Raw genomic sequence first — 17,881 nt, forward strand, 5'->3', positions numbered from 1 at the left:
AGTGCCTGAGCCCAATGGAATATCGGGCTCAGGCACTGGCTGCGTAGACTCTAATTTACCGAGTCCAACTTTCGGGGACCAGTTCACAGGTGAAGGAGCGTTCGGGAAAATGGCCCCTTATGTGAAGGAGCGTTGGGGTCTCGACAGGCTCGACCCCCGGATATTGGGGGTTAGCGCAGGCCCACCTTGCGGTTCAACGCCAGCTGCAGCAGCTCGTCAATGAGTTCCGGGTAGTCCAGGCCGGAGGCGGCCCACATTTGCGGGTACATGGAACTCGGGGTGAAGCCGGGCATCGTGTTAATCTCGTTGATGATCAGCTCACCGGCCTGGGTGTAGAAGAAGTCCACGCGGGAGAGCCCTTCAGCACCCACTGCGTCGAACGCCAGGGCTGCCTGTTCCCGGACCCGGGCAATGTCATCCTCCGGCATGTCGGCCGGGCAGCTGAGGCTGACGGCGTCGCCCTGCACGTACTTGGCCTCGAAGTCGTAAAACGCGTGATGTTCGCCATCCACCATGGCAATCTCACCCGGCTGGGAAACGCGCGGCGCATCGCTGCCCCGGCCTTCCAAGACGGCACATTCAATTTCCCGGCCCACGATGCCGGCCTCAATGACCAGTTTGAGGTCGTGCTCGCGGGCTTCAGCGATGGCAGCATCAAGCTGATCCAGCGAATCAACCTTGGAGATTCCCATGGAGGAACCGGCGCGCGCAGGCTTCACAAAAACCGGGAAACCCAAGACCTCCACCCGGGTGCGAACCTTGGCCGGGTCAACAGTCCATTCCCGGTCAGTGACGGCAACGTAGGGACCAACCGTCAGCCCGGCAGCCTCAAACACCACCTTCATGAAGTGCTTGTCCATGCCGAGGGCGGAGGCCAACACGCCTGCGCCCACATAGCGGGTGTCACTGAGTTCAAGCAGCCCCTGAACAGTGCCGTCTTCTCCCCACGGACCGTGCAGCAACGGGAAAACAACATCCACCGAGCCGAGAACCTGCGGAACCTTGGCTGCTTCGGTCACCACCAGCTGGCGGGCATCACCGAACTGGGTGAGCGAAACGGTCTTGTCCCCCGCCACCACCTCGGGCAGGGAGGCGTTCTTCAGCGACCACGCCGAGAGGTCATCCCCGGCCAAGACCCACTGGCCGTTTTTCGCAATACCGATGGGAACGACGTCGTACTTCCCACGGTCGATGGCGCCCAGGACGCCGGCGGCAGTGACACAGCTGACGGCATGCTCGCTGGAGCGGCCGCCAAACAGGATGGCCACGCGGATGGGCGCAGTTGTTGCGGGGGAATCAGTAGTCACGCTTCAGTCGCCTTCGGATTTCAATTGGCGGGCCAACAGCAGCGGGCCCAGTTCATCGACAGTAAGTTTACCCTCCAGCACGCCCACCACGGCGTTGGTGATGGGCATATCAACACCCATCTTCGCGGCCAGATCAGACACGGCCCGGCCGGACTTGATGCCCTCAGCCGTCTGCGTCATGCGGTTGTTGACCTCATCAAGGGTGAGCCCCTCCCCGAGCATGCGCCCGGCGGTGTGGTTGCGGCTCAGCGAGGACGAACAGGTCGCAACGAGGTCGCCCAGACCGGCCAGACCGGACAGGGTCTCGGCCTTGCCGCCCAGCGCCAGCGCCAGCCGCGTGGTCTCTGCCAGGCCGCGAGTGATGACGGAGGCCTTGGTGTTGTCGCCAACTTTTTGGCCCTCGCAAATGCCCACGCACAGGGCAATGACGTTTTTGACGATCCCGCCAATCTCCACGCCCACCACATCATCAACCGTGTAGGGGCGGAAATATCGGGGCTTGCACACGTTTGCCACCCATTTGGCCGTGTTTTCATCCGAACACGCCACCACCGAGGCGGTGGGCTCCTGGCGCGCAATTTCCATGGCCAGATTGGGCCCGGAGACCACAACAATCCGGTCTGGGCTGAGCCCCAGTTCCGTCTCAATAACCTGGGACATGCGCTGGTCGGTGCCCAGCTCCAGCCCCTTCATCAGACTGACCACGACGGCGTCCTTGGCCAGGTGTCCGGCCCAGCCGCGCAACTGCTCACGCAACGTTTGTGCTGGCACCGCCAAGACAACCAGCTGGGCATCCTTGAGCACTTCTTCCACGTCGATCGAGGCGCTGATGTTGGCAGGCAGCTCGGTGGTGGAGAGGTAGCGCGGATTCCTGTGGTGGTCATTGATCTGGTCGACCACTTCCTGGCGGCGGCCCCACAGCACAATCTTGCGATCGGTGCCTTCGGCGGCATCGCCGAGGATCTTGGCAAAGGTGGTCCCCCAGCTGCCGGCACCCAAAACAGCAGTCTTGACCGGCGCAATTCCATCCACGTAACTCACGTCAGGTCCCCTTTTTCTGTTGTTCCAGCGTCGTTCTTGGTCTTCTTGCCCGCCCGATCGGCAGCGGAACCACGCTCTTCAAAGCGGCCGTGGCTTGACTGCTGGTGTGCGGACGGATCCCAGCGCTGCGCCGGGGCCTTTTCGCCACGCAGCGTCTCCAACAGTGCCGTGATGTCTCTCATGATGACATCAGTCATGGCCTCCAGGGTTGCCTTGTCAGCGCTCTTGCCGGCAAATGCGCTCAGGTCCACGGGGTGACCCACCACCACCTTGACCTTTTTGCGCGGGAAGATCTTCACGCCCTTGCCGTAGCGAGGGAACACTTCCTGCGCACCCCAATGCACCACGGGAACCACCTTGGCGCCGGTGGCCAGGGCCAGGCGGGCCGCCCCCGTGCGGCCCTTCATGGGCCACAGCTCGGGGTCCCTGGTGAGGGTTCCTTCGGGGTAGATGACAACTGCATTGCCAGCGTCGAGCACCTCCCGGGCGACGACGAGGGACTTTCCTGCACCGGCGCCGCTGCGCTCCACCGGAATCTGGCGTGCGCCGCGCAGGGCAGTGCCAAGAATGGGAGTGTTGAACAAGCCATCCTTGGCCAGGAAGTGCGGCATGATCCGCTGGTTGTACAGCAGGTGACCCACCACGATGGGGTCAATTTCGGTGCAGTGATTGGGCACCACAATGAATCCCTCATCCACCGGCAGGCGGTCCAGGCCGTACCATTCCTTGCCCATGAGCACGTTGATGGCGCTCCTGGCAATGCCAGCAACCGTGGCAAAGAACATCCGGGTACTCAGCTTCATGCCGCGTGGCTTGAAGGGGCGCTTGTGTGCCGGCTTGCCCTTGCTGGGAAGGTCAGTGCTCACTGGTCCTACCTCGAAATCCGCGGGGAATCGTGCACATCAAAATCGGCGCCCAAGCCGTCCAGCTTGGCGGTGAAGTGCTCATAGCCGCGGCTGATGACGTCAATGCCCGTCACCGTGGACGTTCCCTCAGCGGCCAAGGCGGCGATCATGTGGCTGAACCCGCCGCGCAGGTCCGGAACATTGATGTGCGCACCCTTCAGGGGTGTGGGGCCTGAAATGACGGCCGAATGAATGAAGTTGCGCTGCCCAAAGCGGCACGGGATGCTGCCCAGGCATTCGCGGTGCAGCTGGATGTTGGCGCCCATCCGGGTCAGCGCCTCGGTGAACCCAAAGCGGTTTTCGTACACTGTCTCGTGCACAATGGAGACGCCTTCGGCCTGGGTCAGGGCAACCACCAGTGGCTGCTGCCAATCCGTCATGAAGCCTGGATGGACGTCCGTTTCCATGATGAGCGGCTTCAAGCTGCCGCCCTTGTGGAAGAAGCGGATTCCGTCGTCGTGGATGTCCATACCGCCACCGATCTTGCGGTAGGTGTTCACGAACGTCATCATGTCCCGCTGGCTGGCGCCTGCAACGTAAATGTCGCCGCCGGTGACCAGGGCCGCCGACGCCCAAGACGCCGACTCGTTGCGGTCAGGCAGCGCTGTGTGGTCGTAGCCTGTCAGCTCCTCAACGCCTTCAATGCGGATGGTCCTGTCAGTCTGCACCGAAATGATGGCGCCCATTTTCTGCAGGATCGCAATGAGGTCAATGATTTCCGGCTCCGTGGCTGCGCCGGTGAGCTCTGTGATGCCCTCTGCACGCGTGGCGGAGAGCAGAACCTGCTCCGTGGCACCCACGCTGGGGTACGGCAAGCTGATCTTGGTGCCCTTGAGGCCCAGCGGGGCTGTGATGGAGATTCCACCGCCGGTCTTTTCCACCACGGCGCCGAACTTGCGCAGCACTTCCAGGTGGTAGTCGATGGGGCGGTCACCGATCTTGCAGCCGCCCAGATCCGGAATGAAGGCATGGCCAATGGAGTGAATCAGCGGTCCGCACAACAAGATGGGGATGCGTGAATCACCGGCATGGGTGTTGATCTCGGCGCTGTTGGCCATTTTCGTATTGGCCGGGTCCATGGTCAGGTCACCCGTGACGGCGTCCTTCTCCACTGTGACGCCGTGCAACTGCAGCAGGGACGTGACGACTTCAACGTCCTTGATCTCGGGGACGTTGCGCAAAGTCGATGGGGTGCTACCCAAAAGTGCTGCCACCATCGCCTTGGGAACCAAGTTCTTAGCGCCGCGCACCTGGACCCGTCCCTTGAGCGGGACACCACCACGTACCGTCAGAATTCTGCTCATCGTCACCTAATCCTTTGTTCCACCTACGCACCCTGTACCTGCTTGGGCCTGCGTCAAGCATAGTTTCTCCCGCTCAAGATGCTGAAATGCACCGTGCCCGCTGTGCCCGCGCCACGCTGTCGCTCTATCACCAGCGGATCACCATACCGACGTCGTCAGCTCTTGGCTGCCACCATGCCGGGCACCTCGCCTGCCGGTTGCTTCCTCCACAGGCCCAGCAACGTCTGCACTTGTCCACGTTCGACGGCGGTGACGCATCCTGGGCGGAAAAGTTGCCGCACCATGGAGACATGTCAGAATTCGAGGTTCCGCACTTTATCTCGGCACCGAACAAGTTTGTGAGCGAAACAGCTTCCCGGCAACTCTCCAAACGGGCTGCTGCCGGTGAGCTCGTTCGAGTGCGTCACGGACTGTACCTGCTGGCAGATGCCTGGGACGCCTTGCCACGTTGGCACAAGTACCGGATCGAAATCCAGGCAGTGCACGAATTGGCGCTCAGGAGCCCCATTTTCGCGCACGAATCAGCAGCCCAGATTATGGGATTGCCGCTGATCTCCATACCCAACCGGGTGCAGACACTTGTGCCGCCCGGGCAGGGTGGGTGTCGCAGCAGCAACGGGGTCCAGCGAATGGAGGCGTTGGCAGGGGATCCGGAACCGTGGGAAATGTATGGCTTGTTGCTGACACCGCCTGTACAAACGGCCCGGGACCTGGCCGTCCGCCTGCCCCTGAGCCACTCATTGCCAGCCATGGACAGAGTACTGGCACAACAGATACTTCCAGGATCACCCGTGAACGTTCCCTTGACGTTTCAAAGGGAGCATGTCCGGGCAGCCATTGAATTGCTGCCCAACGCCACCGCGCGAACCCGGGCACAACGCGTCCTTGCAGTCGCTGACGGCAAGTCCCAGTCAGCCGGGGAGTCATTGAGCCGGGCCATCATGATTGAGCATGGCTTCCCGCAACCTTCCCTGCAGCGGGAGTTCCGGGATGGGTTGGGACGGATTGGATTCCCGGACTTTGATTGGGAGGAGTTCAAGACTCTCGGCGAGTTCGATGGACACGAGAAGTATTCCGCCCAGCGCTACCTCAACGGGAAGTCACCTGCCCAAACAGTCATTGAGGAGAAGAACCGAGAGAACCGTTTGCGGGCGCTTGGCTACAACGTGGTGCGGTGGGAATGGCAGGACTTACGCAATCCCCAGCGGCTCATTCGATTGCTGCGCGAGGCAGGCCTGCCGTCAAAATAGCCGGCCCTCATTGACTCCGGACAGCGAAACGGTCCTTCGCTGTTGATATATCAACAGCGAAGGACCGTGTCGACAGCATGCCAGTGCGGCGTCGTGCGGAAGTTAGAACTTCGCCGGCAGCGTGGTTGGCTTGATGGACGGGCGGGTGGCCTCGAATGCCGTGATGGCCGGCTCGTCGCGCAGCGTCAGGCCAATATCATCGAGGCCTTCGAGCAAGCGCCAGCGGGTGTAGTCGTCGATCTGGAACGGAGCCACCACTGTGCCAGCGGTGACCATCTTGGATACCAGATCAACGGTGATCTCGGTGCCCGGGGCGTTTTCCAGGACCTTCCAGATCAGCTCGATGTCATCCTGGGCAACCTCGGCGGCCACCAGTCCCTGCTTGCCTGAGTTGCCGCGGAAAATATCGGCAAAGCGGGAGGACAAAACAGCTTTGAAGCCGTAGTCCTTCAGCGCCCATACTGCGTGTTCGCGGGAGGATCCGGTACCAAAATCGGCGCCAGCAACCAGCACCGAGCCGGACTTGTACGGTTCCTGGTTCAGGAGGAATTCGGGGTCCTTGCGCCAGCTGGAGAACAGGGCGTCCTCAAAGCCGGTGCGGGTGATCCGCTTCAGGTAGACGGCGGGGATGATCTGGTCCGTGTCAACATTGCTTTGACGCAGCGGGACGCCAATGCCAGTGTGGGTGGAGAACTTTTCCATGGTGTTAGCTCCTTACGCTACGGTGTTGGCGGGGACGGGGGCCAGATCCGACGGCGAACTGAGAGTTCCGCGGATGGCGGTGGCGGCTGCCACCACTGGCGAGACCAGGTGGGTTCGGCCGCCCTTGCCCTGGCGTCCCTCGAAGTTGCGGTTGGAGGTGGATGCACAACGCTCCCCCGGTTCGAGCTGGTCCGGGTTCATGCCCAGGCACATGGAGCAACCGGCAAAACGCCATTCAGCACCAAAGTCCTTGAACACCTGGTCCAGACCTTCGGCCTCGGCTTCCAAACGGACACGGGCGGAGCCGGGCACCACCAGCATGCGAATGTTGGGGTCCTTTTCGCGGCCACGAATGATGTCTGCCGCCGCGCGCAGGTCCTCAATGCGGGAGTTGGTGCAGGAGCCCAGGAACACCGTGTCAACACGGATGTCCTTCATGGGAGTGCCGGCAACCAAATCCATGTACGTCAGTGCGCGTTCGGCTGCAGCCTTGGCGTTTTCATCAGCGAAGTCCTCGGGGTTGGGTACGTTGTCGCTCAGGGACACGCCCTGGCCCGGGTTGGTGCCCCAGGTGACGAACGGGTCCAAGGTGTTGGCGTCGAGGAAGACCTCGGCGTCAAATTCGGCGTCGTCCTCTGTGGTCAGTGACTTCCAGTATTCAACGGCCGCGTCCCAATCAGCACCAACGGGAGCGTGGGCACGGCCCTTGAGGTACTCGAAGGTGATCTCATCCGGGGCGATCATGCCTGCGCGGGCTCCAGCTTCGATGGACATGTTGCACACTGTCATGCGGGCGTCCATGGACAGGGCCCGGATGGCTGAGCCGCGGTATTCGAGCACGTAGCCCTGGCCGCCGCCGGTGCCGATCTTGGCGATGATGGCCAAGATGATGTCCTTGGAGGTTACGCCGGGGCGCAAGGTGCCTTCAACGTTGATGGCCATGGTCTTGAACGGCTTCAGGGGAAGCGTCTGGGTAGCCATGACGTGCTCCACCTCGGAGGTGCCGATGCCGAACGCCAGGGCACCTACGGCACCGTGGGTGGAGGTGTGCGAGTCACCGCAAACCACAGTCATGCCGGGCTGGGTGAGTCCCAGCTGCGGGCCCACCACGTGAACGATGCCCTGTTCGGCGTCGCCCAGGGAGTGCAGGCGCACACCAAATTCGGCGCAGTTATTGCGCAGAGTCTGGATCTGGGTGCGGCTGGTCAGATCAGCGATCGGCTTGTCGATGGCCAGCGTGGGGGTGTTGTGATCCTCCGTGGCGATGGTCAAATCCGGGCGGCGCAGCGGCCGGCCAGCCAGGCGCAGGCCCTCGAAAGCCTGCGGCGAGGTTACCTCGTGGATCAGGTGAAGGTCGATGTAGAGAAGGTCGGGCTGTGCGGCATCGCCGTCGCCTTCGCCTTGCGTGACAACGTGATCTCGCCATACTTTTTCAGCCAGCGTCTTCGCGGTCTTTCGCGGAGTCGTTGTCGAAACGCTCGGCACCTGTGCTGAGTCGTGCGCAACGGGCGCGGTTGCCTCGGTCACGGTCAGCTCCCTTCATCTGTTGAAGCCCCTGGCAACCATCGCATTCGCATAGAATTTGTTTGGCTTCCAAGGGTGTTCTTTGGTTTGTATACCTCTACTGTTCCAGCCGGATCCGGGGAGAAGCCAATCCTTCGATTTGCATCTCACATAATGAGACGTCAATATCATTACATGGACAATTCAAGTGGCGTTGGCGTCATCGATAAAGCGGCTCTTGTGCTTGATGCATTGGAAGCCGGCCCCACAACCCTGGCTCAGCTCGTTGCTGCCACCGGTTTGGCCCGGCCCACAGTGCATAGGTTGGCACTAGCCTTGGTACATCACCGGCTCGTGAGCCGGGACATGCAGGGCAGGTTTGTGCTCGGCAGCAGGCTCGTTGAACTGGCTTCGGCTGCCGGCGAGGACAGGCTCATAGCCGCGGCGGGACCTGTTTTGCTGCAATTGCGCGACTCCACCGGTGAGAGCGCCCAAATTTTCCGCCGCCAGGGCGATTCGCGCGTTTGCGTTGCCTCGGCCGAGCGCCCCATCGGACTGCGCGACACCATTCCCGTGGGCACCCAGCTCACCATGAAGGCCGGTTCCGCGGCCCAGGTGTTGCTGGCGTGGGAAGATCACGAGCGGTTGCTCGAGGGCCTGCACAACGCCCGTTTCACCCCCACCGTCTTGGCCGGCGTTCGACGGCGCGGCTGGGGTCAGAGCCTGGGCGAACGTGAGCCCGGGGTCGCCTCGGTGTCGGCTCCGGTTCGTGGTCCTTCCGGTCGCGTTATTGCGGCAGTATCCATCTCCGGACCCATCGAACGCCTGACCCGCCAGCCCGGCCGTTTGCACGCGGAAATTGTCTGCAACGCATCCCGCATCCTGACAGAAGCACTGCGCAAGAGCGCTTCCTAAACCAACCGAGAACACTGCAAACTCAATGTATGCACAGTGCCCACAGTCTCTGCGACTGTGGGCACCTTGCTTGCGCCGGTTGGCCTGCTGTCAGCACCCTTACCGGGATCTAGTAGATGGCGAAATTCTGTACGCCCATGGCCAGTCCAGCGTAGGGTCCGCTGGTGTACTTGGCGTAGCCAAAACCAAAGTCCGTGAACTTGGGGTTGAGCAAATTTGCCCTGTGCCCGGGTGAATTGACCCACCAGTCAAACATTGTTTTGGCACTGGTGTTCAGTGCCACGTTCTCCCCGGCACCAGTCCACCCGGCGGGGTAGTTCGTGTAAAAGTTCCAGCTGTGCCAGGTCCCATTCCAATTCGGCGAAGCAAAGTCGAGCAAGAGATGGTCAGCCCATTTCTGCGACCATGTGGCCACACCGGGGTTCCATTTCAGGGGCTGGAGTTTGTTCTGGATGCGGTAATCATTCACCAGCTTGAACGACTCAGCCACCAACGGATCGTTCAGCGAGGGAGCTGTGGGCCTGGCCGCAGTCACCGTCGCACTGCCCGCACTCGTCCTGGATTGAGTCGTGTAGCCGGACAGGGACCCCGTCACCGTCACCGACATTGTTTTGCCCAAATCAGCCTGCGTCAGCAGCAAGGTTGAGGTTGTCGCCCCCGAAACCGGCGCCCCGGACCGCAACCACTGGTATTTCAATGCCGTGCCAGCAGTCCACGCCCCCGGAATGGCGGTGAGTGTTGAACCAACCGCGGCAGTACCAGACACCACCGGCCCGGGCGCCAACAAAGTGCCGGCAACCACCACGGCACTTGCCTGGCTCGTCCTGGATGCCGTGGTGTAGCCGGCCAAGACTCCTGTCACCGTCACGGTCATGGCCTTGCCCAGGTCATCCGGACCCAGCGCCAGGCTCGAGCCGGTGGCCCCGGGAATCGCCACGCCCGAACGCAACCACTGGTACTTCAACGCAGTCCCCGCAGTCCATGTCCCAGGAATGGCCGCCAGCGTCGCAGCAACCCTGGCAGTCCCGGAAATACCCGGCACCGGCGCAAGCAAGGCCCCGGCAATAACCACGGCACTGGCCTTGCTCGTCATGGAGGCGAACGCAGTGCCCGCCTGATACCCCGTGACCCGCACCGACATGGTGTTGCCCAAATCCGCTGAACCCACCAGCAACGACGATCCGGTGGCACCAGGAACGGCTGTCCCCGAACGCAACCACTGATACGTCAAGGTCGCCCCGCCAGGCCACACCCCCGCAACGGCTACCAATGTTGAACCAACCGCGGCAGTCCCCGAAATACTCGGCACCGGGGTAAGCCCGGCGCCGGGAACGACGGAGGCACTGTTCCGCGAAGCGGTGGAGAAACCCGTCTTGGATCCTGTCACCGTCACAGAGACGTTCTTGCCCACATCAGTCGAACCCAACAGCAGGGATGGGCCCGTGGCACCGGGAACCGGAACACCCGAACGCCACCACTGATACGTCAACGCCACCCCCGCGGTCCATGCCCCGGCAACGGCTACCACTGTTGAACCCACTGAAGCGGTACCGGAAATACTCGGCACCGGGGCCACCAGTGCTGCTGCTACAACGGCGGCGCTGGTCCGTGAAACGCTGGCATAGCCAGCCTTGTTCCCTGTCACCGTCACCGATATCGCCTGGCCCAAATCCGCATAACCCAACAGCAGCGAGGAATCCGTCGCACCAGAAACCGCCACACCCGAACGCAACCACTGATACGTCAACACTGCCTCAGGCGTCCACACCCCGGGCACTGCGACCAATTGCGTTCCAAGCCCTGCGGTCCCGGAAATACCCGGCACCGGTGCCAGCAAGGCTCCGGCGGCCACAGCCGGAGTCAGGCCCAGCAACCCGAACAGCAGCGCTGCCAGGACGGGTATTACCAGCAGTCGCTTCCGCACGAGTGCGCGCATGTGTTCTCCCCCAGAAAAGGTAAATGTGACTTCCTATACCCTAGCTGTCTGCGATACTTTCCGGTCGACAAAGTCCACCGTCATTCTGGGCAGCACCAAGAGTATGTGGCAATGGACCCGCCACGCATCACCGCCGCTGCTTTGGGTAGTTGACTCCCTGCCCGGCAACAATATGGCGCGGGCAGTCATGCGTTGACGGCCGCGATCCGTCCCGGAGTATTGTTCTAGCATGAGCAACTACGCTGTGTTCCTGCGCGGGATCAATGTTGGCGGCATCAACGTCAAAATGGCTGATCTGCGCACGGCCCTGGCCACACTTCCCCTGACCAAGGTGAAAACCCTGCTGGCCTCGGGCAACGTTGTGTGTTCCACGGACATGGACGCAGCGGAATTGAAAACGAGTGTAGAAACGCTCCTGCGCGACTCATTTGGCTACGACGCCTGGGTGGTGGTGCTGGATCAGGAACAAGTTCAGGAAATTGTTGATGTCTGCCCCTACCCGGCCGATGACGCCTCCCAGCACAGCTACGTAACACTCTCCAGCGACCCCGCCGTCCTGGACGAACTCGCCGCCCACGGCAGCGAGTTGCCCGACGTCGAACTGGCCAGGCTCATCCCCGAGGCGCTTGCGTGGCTGGCCGAATCCGGCGGCACCCTCAACAGCCCCTTTAGCAAACTCACAGCCAAGCCGCGCTATAAAAGTACGACGACGACCCGCAACTTGCGCACCCTGCTCAAGTGCCGCGACGCGATGGCGTAACAAGAGCTGATACGTAAATAGGGTGGGTTGGCAGCTTGGATACTGAGGCCGCTTTGGGCACGCGCGTTACTAGTACCGGGAATGGCGCCAGTGTCACAGCTGCGCCGCACTGGCTCCTGGCGCGACGCATAACCAAAGCCGTCGTGCGCAAAATGGCGCTAAAGCGCACATTTCGCCGTTTCCTGCGGGTCAGTTCTAGTGGCGCGCGGCAGCCAGGGCTTCCTGGAACGCCCGGTAGCGCCCAATCTCGGCCTCTGTGGGTTCCTCCACCAATGTTTGGGAAACGCCGGCAACACTTTCGCGCAGGCGCCGTCGGGCCAAGGCAGCACGCCCCTTGCCCCCGGCCAGGGCCAGGAACTTGCTGGTGATGGCCAGGAAAATGCCCACCACCACGCCGGTGAGAACCATCAAGGTGGGCAGCGGCCAGCCCTCAACCTTGGGGGTTTCCGGAACTGGCAGCTGAAAATACCCCAGCGCGGCCAAGACTCCCAGCCACAGCAACCCGCCCACCGCCCACACCAGCGCCACCCACTGGATCACGGAAAACACCGGCCACCACCATGCCCGGGAATTGGCCTTCAAATCGGTGCTTGCCACAGCTTGATCGAGGGCGTCGGGCAAGCCGTCACGGTTACTGCGGGCAGCGGCACGAATCGACGACCGCCACGGGCCTGACGATCCGGCACTGGCGGCATCGGAGAAGTCCCGCATAAAGGAATCCATCCGGGCCAGCTCTGCGGCGCCTGCCGGGGGCAGGGAGGTCCTGTTCAACTCGGGGGCGTCGTCGCGGCGCAAACTCATGCGGCGCAGCGGGTCCCTGCGGAACCGGGTCAGCCAGCGCGTGGCGGGCCAGCCGGTTCGTTTGCTCGCCTCCAGCCTGAAGGAGGTGCGCACGGCGGCGGCTATGCTCTCAACGTGCACGGCCTCGGCCAGACCGGCAGCCAGCTGTTTCCGGTCCTGCTGGTGCACGCCGGCGGCATCACCGTCACCTGCAGCCTGGGCCAGCCGTTCTGCCGCCACCGTCACATCCGCGGCCAGCCGGGCGCCCTGGGCCGCTTTGGCCTTCACCACGGCTGCGATGCGTTGGCGAAGCTCGGGCACTCCGTCGCCCGTCAGGGCGGATACAGCCAGTACTTTCACGCTGCCCAACCCGTCCCGGTCAAGGATGGCGGAGAGCGATTCCAGCACGGGCTTGACCTCATGCGGGGCCAACTTGTCCACCTGGTTCAACACCACAAGCGTCACCGCCGCGTGGGCCGAGAACGGTTTGATGAACTCATTGTGAATGGCCGCATCGGCGTACTTCTGCGGATCCACCACCCACACCAAAACATCCACCTGGCCCGCCAGGCGCTGCACAATCTCGCGGTTGCGCAACTGGACCGAATCGAAATCCGGCAAATCCAGCAGCACCAGCCCTCCGGCGTCGTCCACCAAGGAAGGCACGGGGGCACCCTCACGGCGCTCGGCAACCTCCAGCCAATCAAGCAGGGGCGAACTGCCCGCCATGCCCCACACCATGGCCAGCGGCTCGCTGGTGGTGGGCCTGCGCACGGCAACCCGCGCGGCATCCGTGCCGGCCACGGCGTTGAACAGCGAGGACTTCCCGCTGCCGGTGGCGCCAAAGAATCCCACCACGGTGTGATCGGCGCTCAAGGAACGGCGCGAGCTGGCCCGCTCCAACACCCCAAAAACCTGCTCCAGCGCGGCATCGTCCACACGACCCTCACCCAACTCCATGGCCTCGTTGAGCGCAGCGAGCTGGCGGGCCAGCGTGGATTCGGCTCTCACCTGACGATGCCGGCTCATGCGTGCTCCCCCATCCCGCCCAGAACAGCCAGTTCCTTCACCAATGCGTCCAGGCGTCCCACCTGTGGATCCGCGGCGCCCGAAACAGGACCCAGCCTGCTCAGGAACCGGTCCTGCTGGCGCTCCAACAGGCTCGCGCAACGGGCATCCAGGGAGCGCTTGGCGTCCCTGGCCAGGCGCCGCACGGCATCCTCGCCAAAAATCGCCTCCAAAACCTTTTGGCCCACGACGGCGGTGCCTCCAGCGATGCCCACCTCGGCCCCCGTCAGTCCCCCTGTGAACGAAAAGACCACCACCATCAGGACCACACCCAAACCGTTGACACCAAAAGACAGCCACCTGGCCTGTGAACGCTTCGTGGCACCCTCGGCCCGGATCAACGCCACGACCTCGCCCTGCCACGCACGGATTTCGCCAGCCACCTCGGCCGGAAAATCTGGGCTGAGGGCCGACAAATCATCCATGCCCAGCAGCTGCCTGCCGGCTGGATCAGAGCGCCAGCGCTGATCGGCGTCCTCGGCAGCACGGGCCGCCTGATCCACGATGACCGCCTGCAAGCCAGACTCAATGGCCACTTCCACCTTGACGGCGGGCGGAGGCTGGCCCTTGAAGAAGGCGCCGATCCTGTCCCGCATGCGGCCAATGCCATTTTCCAGGGCCCTGAAGAAGTCACCTGTGCCCACAAAGTCCTGCCATCTGGCCAGCACCTCCCCGCGCAGCAAGGTCCCGTCACTGGTGGCCTTGCTGATGCGCGCTGCGGCGTCGGCGAAGGCTGCCCGCACGTCTTGGGCCAGTTGCTGGCCGGCCATTTGCTGGTCCACCACTGCCCCGGACAGAATTTCCAGGCGCCCGGCAAGTGAGCGAACAGTCCCATTGAGGGTCCTTCGCACAATTTCTGCCCGGCCGGAGGAGTCTTCGCTGATGGTGGCCAGCCAGGTGCTGATGGGGGCAACTGCTGCCGGCGGCAGCATGCCCCATTCATCCAATGCCATTTCCGGGACCACAAACAGCTGCGCGCCGGCCAAGCCCTCACGCACCAACATGCCCTGGAGGTCGGCAGCTACCTCCTGCTCGGCTCCTGGCGGAACACGGTCCAAAATGATGGCGACGGTGATGTCCCGGGAGGCGGCATCGAGCAGAAGTTTCCACGGCACGGCGTCCGCGTACCTGTTGGCTGTGGTGACAAAGAGCCACAAATCAGCGGCCGCCAGCAGCTGCCCGGCCAGGTGCCTGTTGTCATCGGAGACGGAGTCCACATCCGGTGCATCCAAAAGTGCCACACCCGGCGGCACCGCCGGATCGGCAACTAGTACCAAGGAAGTCATGGCCGAAGCATCCGGGGCCACGCCCGCCCGTGATGCCGGAGTGTTGGCCTTAACCAGTTCCCCGTGGACCCGGTGCAAGGTGGGCAGCACGCGCACCGAGGTGAACCAGACGGCGTCCTGCGGGTTGTGGAGCAGAATTGGTTGGCGCGTGGTGGGCCTGATGGCCCCGGATCGGGTCACGGGATGGCCCACCAAGGCGTTGACCAGTGTTGACTTCCCCGCCCCTGTGGACCCTCCCACCACTGCCAGCAGCGGAGCATCCAAGCTTTTCCACCGCGGCAAGATGTAGTCATCAAGCTGGCCAAGAGCGGCTGCTGCTGTGGACCGGGCGTTCTCCACCCCGGGCAGCCCCAGCGGAAAATCCAGGGCGGCCAGTTCGGCCCGCACGCTCTCCACCAGGGACACGGCAGAGATTTGTGCCAAGGAGGCTGCGTTGTCATCCTGTGGCGGATTGGACCGTGGCGGCCGTGCGTCGGTGGGGTTCACAGCTTCATCATGCCAGCACAATGCATGAGAGAAAGCCATTGCTGGCGCAAATCTGCGAAAAGACAACAAAGAAGCCCCGCCGTGGGTACGGCGGGGCTTCATTGCAATCCAATGGACGGGCCGTGTCAGCTACTTGCCGAAGGTGTCCTTCGCGGCGTCCTTGACATGCTCGCCAGCCTGCTTGGCCTTGGCTGCGGCCTGTTCGCCGGCACCCTCGGCCTGAAGCTTCTCATTGTTCGTTGCGTCGCCCAGGGCTTCCTTCGCCTTGCCGGCTACTTCCTGGGCTTTGTTGCTGATCTTATCTCCGAGACCCATGAGGTCCTCCTTCAACTCGAATCCAACTAGAACACTTTCCACCCTAGGAAAGGAGTCTGGACGTTGCCTGAGTGTCTGGCGACTCAGGCATGGTCCGTTGGGACGCCATGAGGGCTTGGGGCAAAGCAAAGGGAGGCTCCAACCATTTCAGCTCGGAACCTCCCTCGTGTGCAGCAATCAGGCTTTCTTGCGCGTCAACAATCCCCAGACAACCAGGACAACCAACGAGCCGCCAATCGCGAGCAACCACGTCGATACTGACCAGAACTCGTTGATACCAACGTTGAACAAGGCACTACCAATCCAGCCGCCCAAAATGGCACCAACAACACCAAGCACCAGAGTCGCGAGCCAGCCGCCACCCTGCTCACCCGGTTTGATCGCTTTCGCGATGGCACCAGCAATCAGACCCAAAATAATCCAACCAATGAAACCCATGTCTTTACTCCGTTCGGATGAAGGTTTTAGTCCCAGCATCAAATCACGATGCACCCAGCAACCTTACTGAGCAGTAACGCGAACATCAAATTGAGAACAGCCCAATCGACGAGAACATAAGGACGCAATGAGCAGGTAAGTCATGGAGGCAGATGAAGCCGCGACGCGAGACTTACCGCTCGACCGCCTTCCGCCGGACCCAACCGACAGCGGCCGTGGCCACGAAAAGAATGAGGGCTACAACTGCCAGCCACATCAAGCCCTCGAAGACGAACCCGACCACAGCAACGATCAACCAAACCGCCAGCAAAACAATCACGAGAGTAGCCATGCGCAGAGCATACGCCTGACCTCGGATGAATGGAATATCTGTCCCGAAGCAATCGAAGCCGCAGCGAGCATGAAAAAGGCCGGCCGCATGACGCGACCGACCTCATCCAAATTACTTGTTCAGCGCGTTGCGCCGCACCCAACCAATCGCAGCCGTACCCACAAACAAGACAGCAGCAATAACGGCCAGCCACAGCAATCCCTTGACCACAAAACCAAGGATCGCGAGGACCAGCCAGATGATAAGAAGAACAGAAATTATTTGAACCATCGAACAAACCTACTACCCCAGCCACGCTGATGGAAGTTCAGCAGCCGCTTGGCCCCGACCATGAGCCTGCTTGTTTAACGCAAAAGCCCGGGAAGCTTTTCAGCTTCCCGGGCTTGCTTGTGACCCCAGCGGGATTCGAACCCGCGTTACCGCCGTGAGAGGGCAGCGTACTAGGCCGCTATACGATGGGGCCCTAATACATTCAATTTTTTGCGATTGAACTTCAAGAATATTACCTGACCTTCGTTCCACATGCCAATTGGAAGGCAGCTTGTAAAAGCGCTGGGATACCAGGACTCGAACCTAGAATGTCGGTACCAGAAACCGATGTGTTGCCAATTACACCATATCCCAATGGCTACGCGATTTGCCTTGAAATCCGCGGGTTTCCCCGGTCTTTCAGCGGCTCTCGCGCCGGGATAAAACTATACCCGAGAGTTTGCCGAACACCAAAACGAGAATGCTGTTTTTGGCTGAGTTGTGCGTCACAGCCAATCGGCGGGTGCCTGAATCCCCACAATGGCGAGCAATTCAGCGAGGTTTGCCACGCTCACAATGCGCGCCGCAGCCTGCGCGTCGTTGTCAGCAACACCCGGCGCTGCCTTGCCTTCCCGGCTCAGCCATACACCGAGCAGTCCCGCCCTGACTGAGCCGACGCCGTCGATCATGAAGTTGTCCCCCACGTACAGGGTTTCCGACGGTGCGGTGCCCAGCTGGCGGCAGCCTTCGAGGAAGATCTCCGGCGCGGGCTTGCCCACGTTCACGGTGTCGATGCCCACCAGGACCTGGATGCGCGCCAGGCCGGCCGCATCCAGCTTGGCACGCTGGTAGTCGTAAACGTTGTTGCTCACGGCACCATAGGGGATGCCCGCCGCGTCGAGGGCGTCAAGGAGCGGCACGACGTCGGCAAAGGCCCGGATGGAGGGTGGCTGGGCTTCCTCGAACTCAGCAATCCAGCGCTGCTCCACCGCGCCGTCAAAGCCGGTGAAACCCAAGTGGTCAAAGACGACGCGGGCGCGCAGGCCGCGCTGCTGGGCAAAACTGAATTCGCCCTGGACGTAGCGATCGTAGTATTTGTGCGGATCCGCCATGTACAGGGCCGCAAAGCTGTCCCAGTCCGCAGCGGTGGCGTTGGGCAGCAGCCGCTGTGAGGCAAAGACCATGGCATCGGCCATGGCCCGGTACAGGTCAACGATGGTTTCATCAATATCAAACAAAACACCCTTGATTCGCCCTGCACAAGCAGCGGATTCAAGGGTGTTTTGTGAAGCGTTCAGCGTCAAG

The 17,881-nt window shown here is 62.0% G+C and carries 18 protein-coding genes and 2 tRNA genes; 3 read left to right on the forward strand and 17 right to left on the reverse strand.

The features are described from left to right. Positions 1 to 170 precede the first annotated feature (170 nt). From CVS27_RS03880 to CVS27_RS21465, 5 genes are all read right to left on the reverse strand, one after another. Entirely contained in the window at positions 171 to 1,307 is a 1,137-nt protein-coding gene (locus tag CVS27_RS03880; protein WP_243399719.1) for a D-alanine--D-alanine ligase family protein, read from the reverse strand. 3 nt (positions 1,308 to 1,310) lie between these two features. Next, complete coding sequence (locus tag CVS27_RS03885) at positions 1,311 to 2,348, reverse strand: NAD(P)H-dependent glycerol-3-phosphate dehydrogenase (protein ID WP_103464442.1); 1,038 nt, start codon at positions 2,346 to 2,348, stop codon at positions 1,311 to 1,313. Then, a complete protein-coding gene (locus CVS27_RS03890; RefSeq protein WP_103464729.1) occupies positions 2,345 to 3,151 on the reverse strand; it encodes a lysophospholipid acyltransferase family protein in 807 nt (268 codons plus the stop codon). The genes CVS27_RS03885 and CVS27_RS03890 overlap by 4 nt, the downstream gene beginning before the upstream one ends. Positions 3,152 to 3,219: 68 nt before the next feature. Further along, positions 3,220 to 4,557: a UDP-N-acetylglucosamine 1-carboxyvinyltransferase gene (murA, locus tag CVS27_RS03895; RefSeq protein ID WP_103464443.1), complete on the reverse strand. Its 1,338-nt coding sequence runs from the start codon at positions 4,555 to 4,557 to the stop codon at positions 3,220 to 3,222. A 155-nt stretch (positions 4,558 to 4,712) separates the two neighbouring features. Next, the gene (locus tag CVS27_RS21465; protein ID WP_279325100.1) at positions 4,713 to 4,841 is read right to left on the reverse strand and encodes a hypothetical protein; all 129 of its coding nucleotides are present in this window, start codon (positions 4,839 to 4,841) and stop codon (positions 4,713 to 4,715) included. 6 nt (positions 4,842 to 4,847) lie between these two features. On the opposite strand from CVS27_RS21465, the gene CVS27_RS03900 reads away from it, so the two are divergent. Then, complete coding sequence (locus tag CVS27_RS03900; RefSeq protein ID WP_103464444.1) at positions 4,848 to 5,807, forward strand: hypothetical protein; 960 nt, start codon at positions 4,848 to 4,850, stop codon at positions 5,805 to 5,807. A 102-nt stretch (positions 5,808 to 5,909) separates the two neighbouring features. On the opposite strand, the gene leuD is transcribed toward CVS27_RS03900, so the two are convergent. After that, positions 5,910 to 6,509, reverse strand: coding sequence for a 3-isopropylmalate dehydratase small subunit (gene leuD / locus CVS27_RS03905; protein WP_103464445.1), 600 nt, complete (start codon positions 6,507 to 6,509; stop codon positions 5,910 to 5,912). A 12-nt stretch (positions 6,510 to 6,521) separates the two neighbouring features. Beyond that, positions 6,522 to 7,994: a 3-isopropylmalate dehydratase large subunit gene (gene leuC, locus CVS27_RS03910; protein WP_103464730.1), complete on the reverse strand. Its 1,473-nt coding sequence runs from the start codon at positions 7,992 to 7,994 to the stop codon at positions 6,522 to 6,524. Positions 7,995 to 8,207: 213 nt separating this feature from the next. On the opposite strand from leuC, the gene CVS27_RS03915 reads away from it, so the two are divergent. Next, entirely contained in the window at positions 8,208 to 8,927 is a 720-nt protein-coding gene (locus CVS27_RS03915) for an IclR family transcriptional regulator (protein ID WP_103464446.1), read from the forward strand. 109 nt (positions 8,928 to 9,036) lie between these two features. On the opposite strand, the gene CVS27_RS03920 is transcribed toward CVS27_RS03915, so the two are convergent. Next, positions 9,037 to 10,863: a CAP domain-containing protein gene (locus CVS27_RS03920; protein ID WP_103464447.1), complete on the reverse strand. Its 1,827-nt coding sequence runs from the start codon at positions 10,861 to 10,863 to the stop codon at positions 9,037 to 9,039. Between the two features lie 229 nt (positions 10,864 to 11,092). On the opposite strand from CVS27_RS03920, the gene CVS27_RS03925 reads away from it, so the two are divergent. Beyond that, positions 11,093 to 11,623 (forward strand): DUF1697 domain-containing protein, encoded by a 531-nt coding sequence (locus CVS27_RS03925; RefSeq protein ID WP_103464448.1) that lies wholly within the window; start codon positions 11,093 to 11,095, stop codon positions 11,621 to 11,623. A 195-nt stretch (positions 11,624 to 11,818) separates the two neighbouring features. Here the strand turns inward: CVS27_RS03925 and CVS27_RS03930 are convergent, their stop codons facing one another. The 9 genes from CVS27_RS03930 to CVS27_RS03960 all read right to left on the reverse strand — a co-directional run bounded on the left by CVS27_RS03930 (position 11,819) and on the right by CVS27_RS03960 (position 17,880). Further along, positions 11,819 to 13,432 (reverse strand): GTPase, encoded by a 1,614-nt coding sequence (locus CVS27_RS03930; RefSeq protein WP_103464449.1) that lies wholly within the window; start codon positions 13,430 to 13,432, stop codon positions 11,819 to 11,821. Then, complete coding sequence (locus tag CVS27_RS03935; RefSeq protein ID WP_103464450.1) at positions 13,429 to 15,282, reverse strand: dynamin family protein; 1,854 nt, start codon at positions 15,280 to 15,282, stop codon at positions 13,429 to 13,431. Before CVS27_RS03935 ends, CVS27_RS03930 begins: the two co-directional genes overlap by 4 nt. 90 nt (positions 15,283 to 15,372) lie before the next feature. Continuing rightward, positions 15,373 to 15,558 carry a CsbD family protein gene (locus CVS27_RS03940; RefSeq protein ID WP_103464451.1) on the reverse strand — a complete coding sequence of 62 codons (186 nt, stop codon included), beginning with the start codon at positions 15,556 to 15,558 and terminating at the stop codon, positions 15,373 to 15,375. Between the two features lie 177 nt (positions 15,559 to 15,735). Beyond that, positions 15,736 to 15,996 (reverse strand): GlsB/YeaQ/YmgE family stress response membrane protein, encoded by a 261-nt coding sequence (locus CVS27_RS03945; protein ID WP_103464452.1) that lies wholly within the window; start codon positions 15,994 to 15,996, stop codon positions 15,736 to 15,738. A 172-nt stretch (positions 15,997 to 16,168) separates the two neighbouring features. Next, complete coding sequence (locus tag CVS27_RS20710; RefSeq protein ID WP_165788080.1) at positions 16,169 to 16,327, reverse strand: hypothetical protein; 159 nt, start codon at positions 16,325 to 16,327, stop codon at positions 16,169 to 16,171. 111 nt (positions 16,328 to 16,438) lie between these two features. Next, entirely contained in the window at positions 16,439 to 16,597 is a 159-nt protein-coding gene (locus CVS27_RS20715) for a hypothetical protein (RefSeq protein WP_165788081.1), read from the reverse strand. Positions 16,598 to 16,717: 120 nt separating this feature from the next. Then, positions 16,718 to 16,790 (reverse strand) — tRNA-Glu (locus CVS27_RS03950). Between the two features lie 89 nt (positions 16,791 to 16,879). Then, a tRNA-Gln gene (locus CVS27_RS03955) sits at positions 16,880 to 16,951 on the reverse strand. 131 nt (positions 16,952 to 17,082) lie between these two features. After that, positions 17,083 to 17,880, reverse strand: a complete 798-nt coding sequence (locus tag CVS27_RS03960; protein ID WP_103464453.1) for an HAD family hydrolase — start codon at positions 17,878 to 17,880, stop codon at positions 17,083 to 17,085. Position 17,881 lies beyond the last annotated feature (1 nt).

This window comes from Arthrobacter glacialis, assembly GCF_002909445.1.
Classification (GTDB): Bacteria; Actinomycetota; Actinomycetes; order Actinomycetales; family Micrococcaceae; genus Specibacter; species Specibacter glacialis.

What these genes read in the sequence shown, in the direction of transcription:
- CVS27_RS03940 (WP_103464451.1), bottom strand. Translation starts at nt 15,558, where the DNA reads ATGGGTCTCGGAGATAAGATCAGCAACAAAGCCCAGGAAGTAGCCGGC.
- CVS27_RS03930 (WP_103464449.1), bottom strand. Translation starts at nt 13,432, where the DNA reads ATGAGCCGGCATCGTCAGGTGAGAGCCGAATCCACGCTGGCCCGCCAG.
- CVS27_RS03935 (WP_103464450.1), bottom strand. Translation starts at nt 15,282, where the DNA reads ATGGCTTTCTCTCATGCATTGTGCTGGCATGATGAAGCTGTGAACCCC.
- murA (WP_103464443.1), bottom strand. Translation starts at nt 4,557, where the DNA reads ATGAGCAGAATTCTGACGGTACGTGGTGGTGTCCCGCTCAAGGGACGG.
- CVS27_RS20715 (WP_165788081.1), bottom strand. Translation starts at nt 16,597, where the DNA reads ATGGTTCAAATAATTTCTGTTCTTCTTATCATCTGGCTGGTCCTCGCG.
- CVS27_RS03925 (WP_103464448.1), top strand. Translation starts at nt 11,093, where the DNA reads ATGAGCAACTACGCTGTGTTCCTGCGCGGGATCAATGTTGGCGGCATC.
- CVS27_RS20710 (WP_165788080.1), bottom strand. Translation starts at nt 16,327, where the DNA reads ATGGCTACTCTCGTGATTGTTTTGCTGGCGGTTTGGTTGATCGTTGCT.
- CVS27_RS21465 (WP_279325100.1), bottom strand. Translation starts at nt 4,841, where the DNA reads ATGGTGCGGCAACTTTTCCGCCCAGGATGCGTCACCGCCGTCGAACGT.
- CVS27_RS03945 (WP_103464452.1), bottom strand. Translation starts at nt 15,996, where the DNA reads ATGGGTTTCATTGGTTGGATTATTTTGGGTCTGATTGCTGGTGCCATC.
- CVS27_RS03915 (WP_103464446.1), top strand. Translation starts at nt 8,208, where the DNA reads ATGGACAATTCAAGTGGCGTTGGCGTCATCGATAAAGCGGCTCTTGTG.
- CVS27_RS03890 (WP_103464729.1), bottom strand. Translation starts at nt 3,151, where the DNA reads ATGAAGCTGAGTACCCGGATGTTCTTTGCCACGGTTGCTGGCATTGCC.
- leuD (WP_103464445.1), bottom strand. Translation starts at nt 6,509, where the DNA reads ATGGAAAAGTTCTCCACCCACACTGGCATTGGCGTCCCGCTGCGTCAA.
- CVS27_RS03920 (WP_103464447.1), bottom strand. Translation starts at nt 10,863, where the DNA reads ATGCGCGCACTCGTGCGGAAGCGACTGCTGGTAATACCCGTCCTGGCA.
- CVS27_RS03900 (WP_103464444.1), top strand. Translation starts at nt 4,848, where the DNA reads ATGTCAGAATTCGAGGTTCCGCACTTTATCTCGGCACCGAACAAGTTT.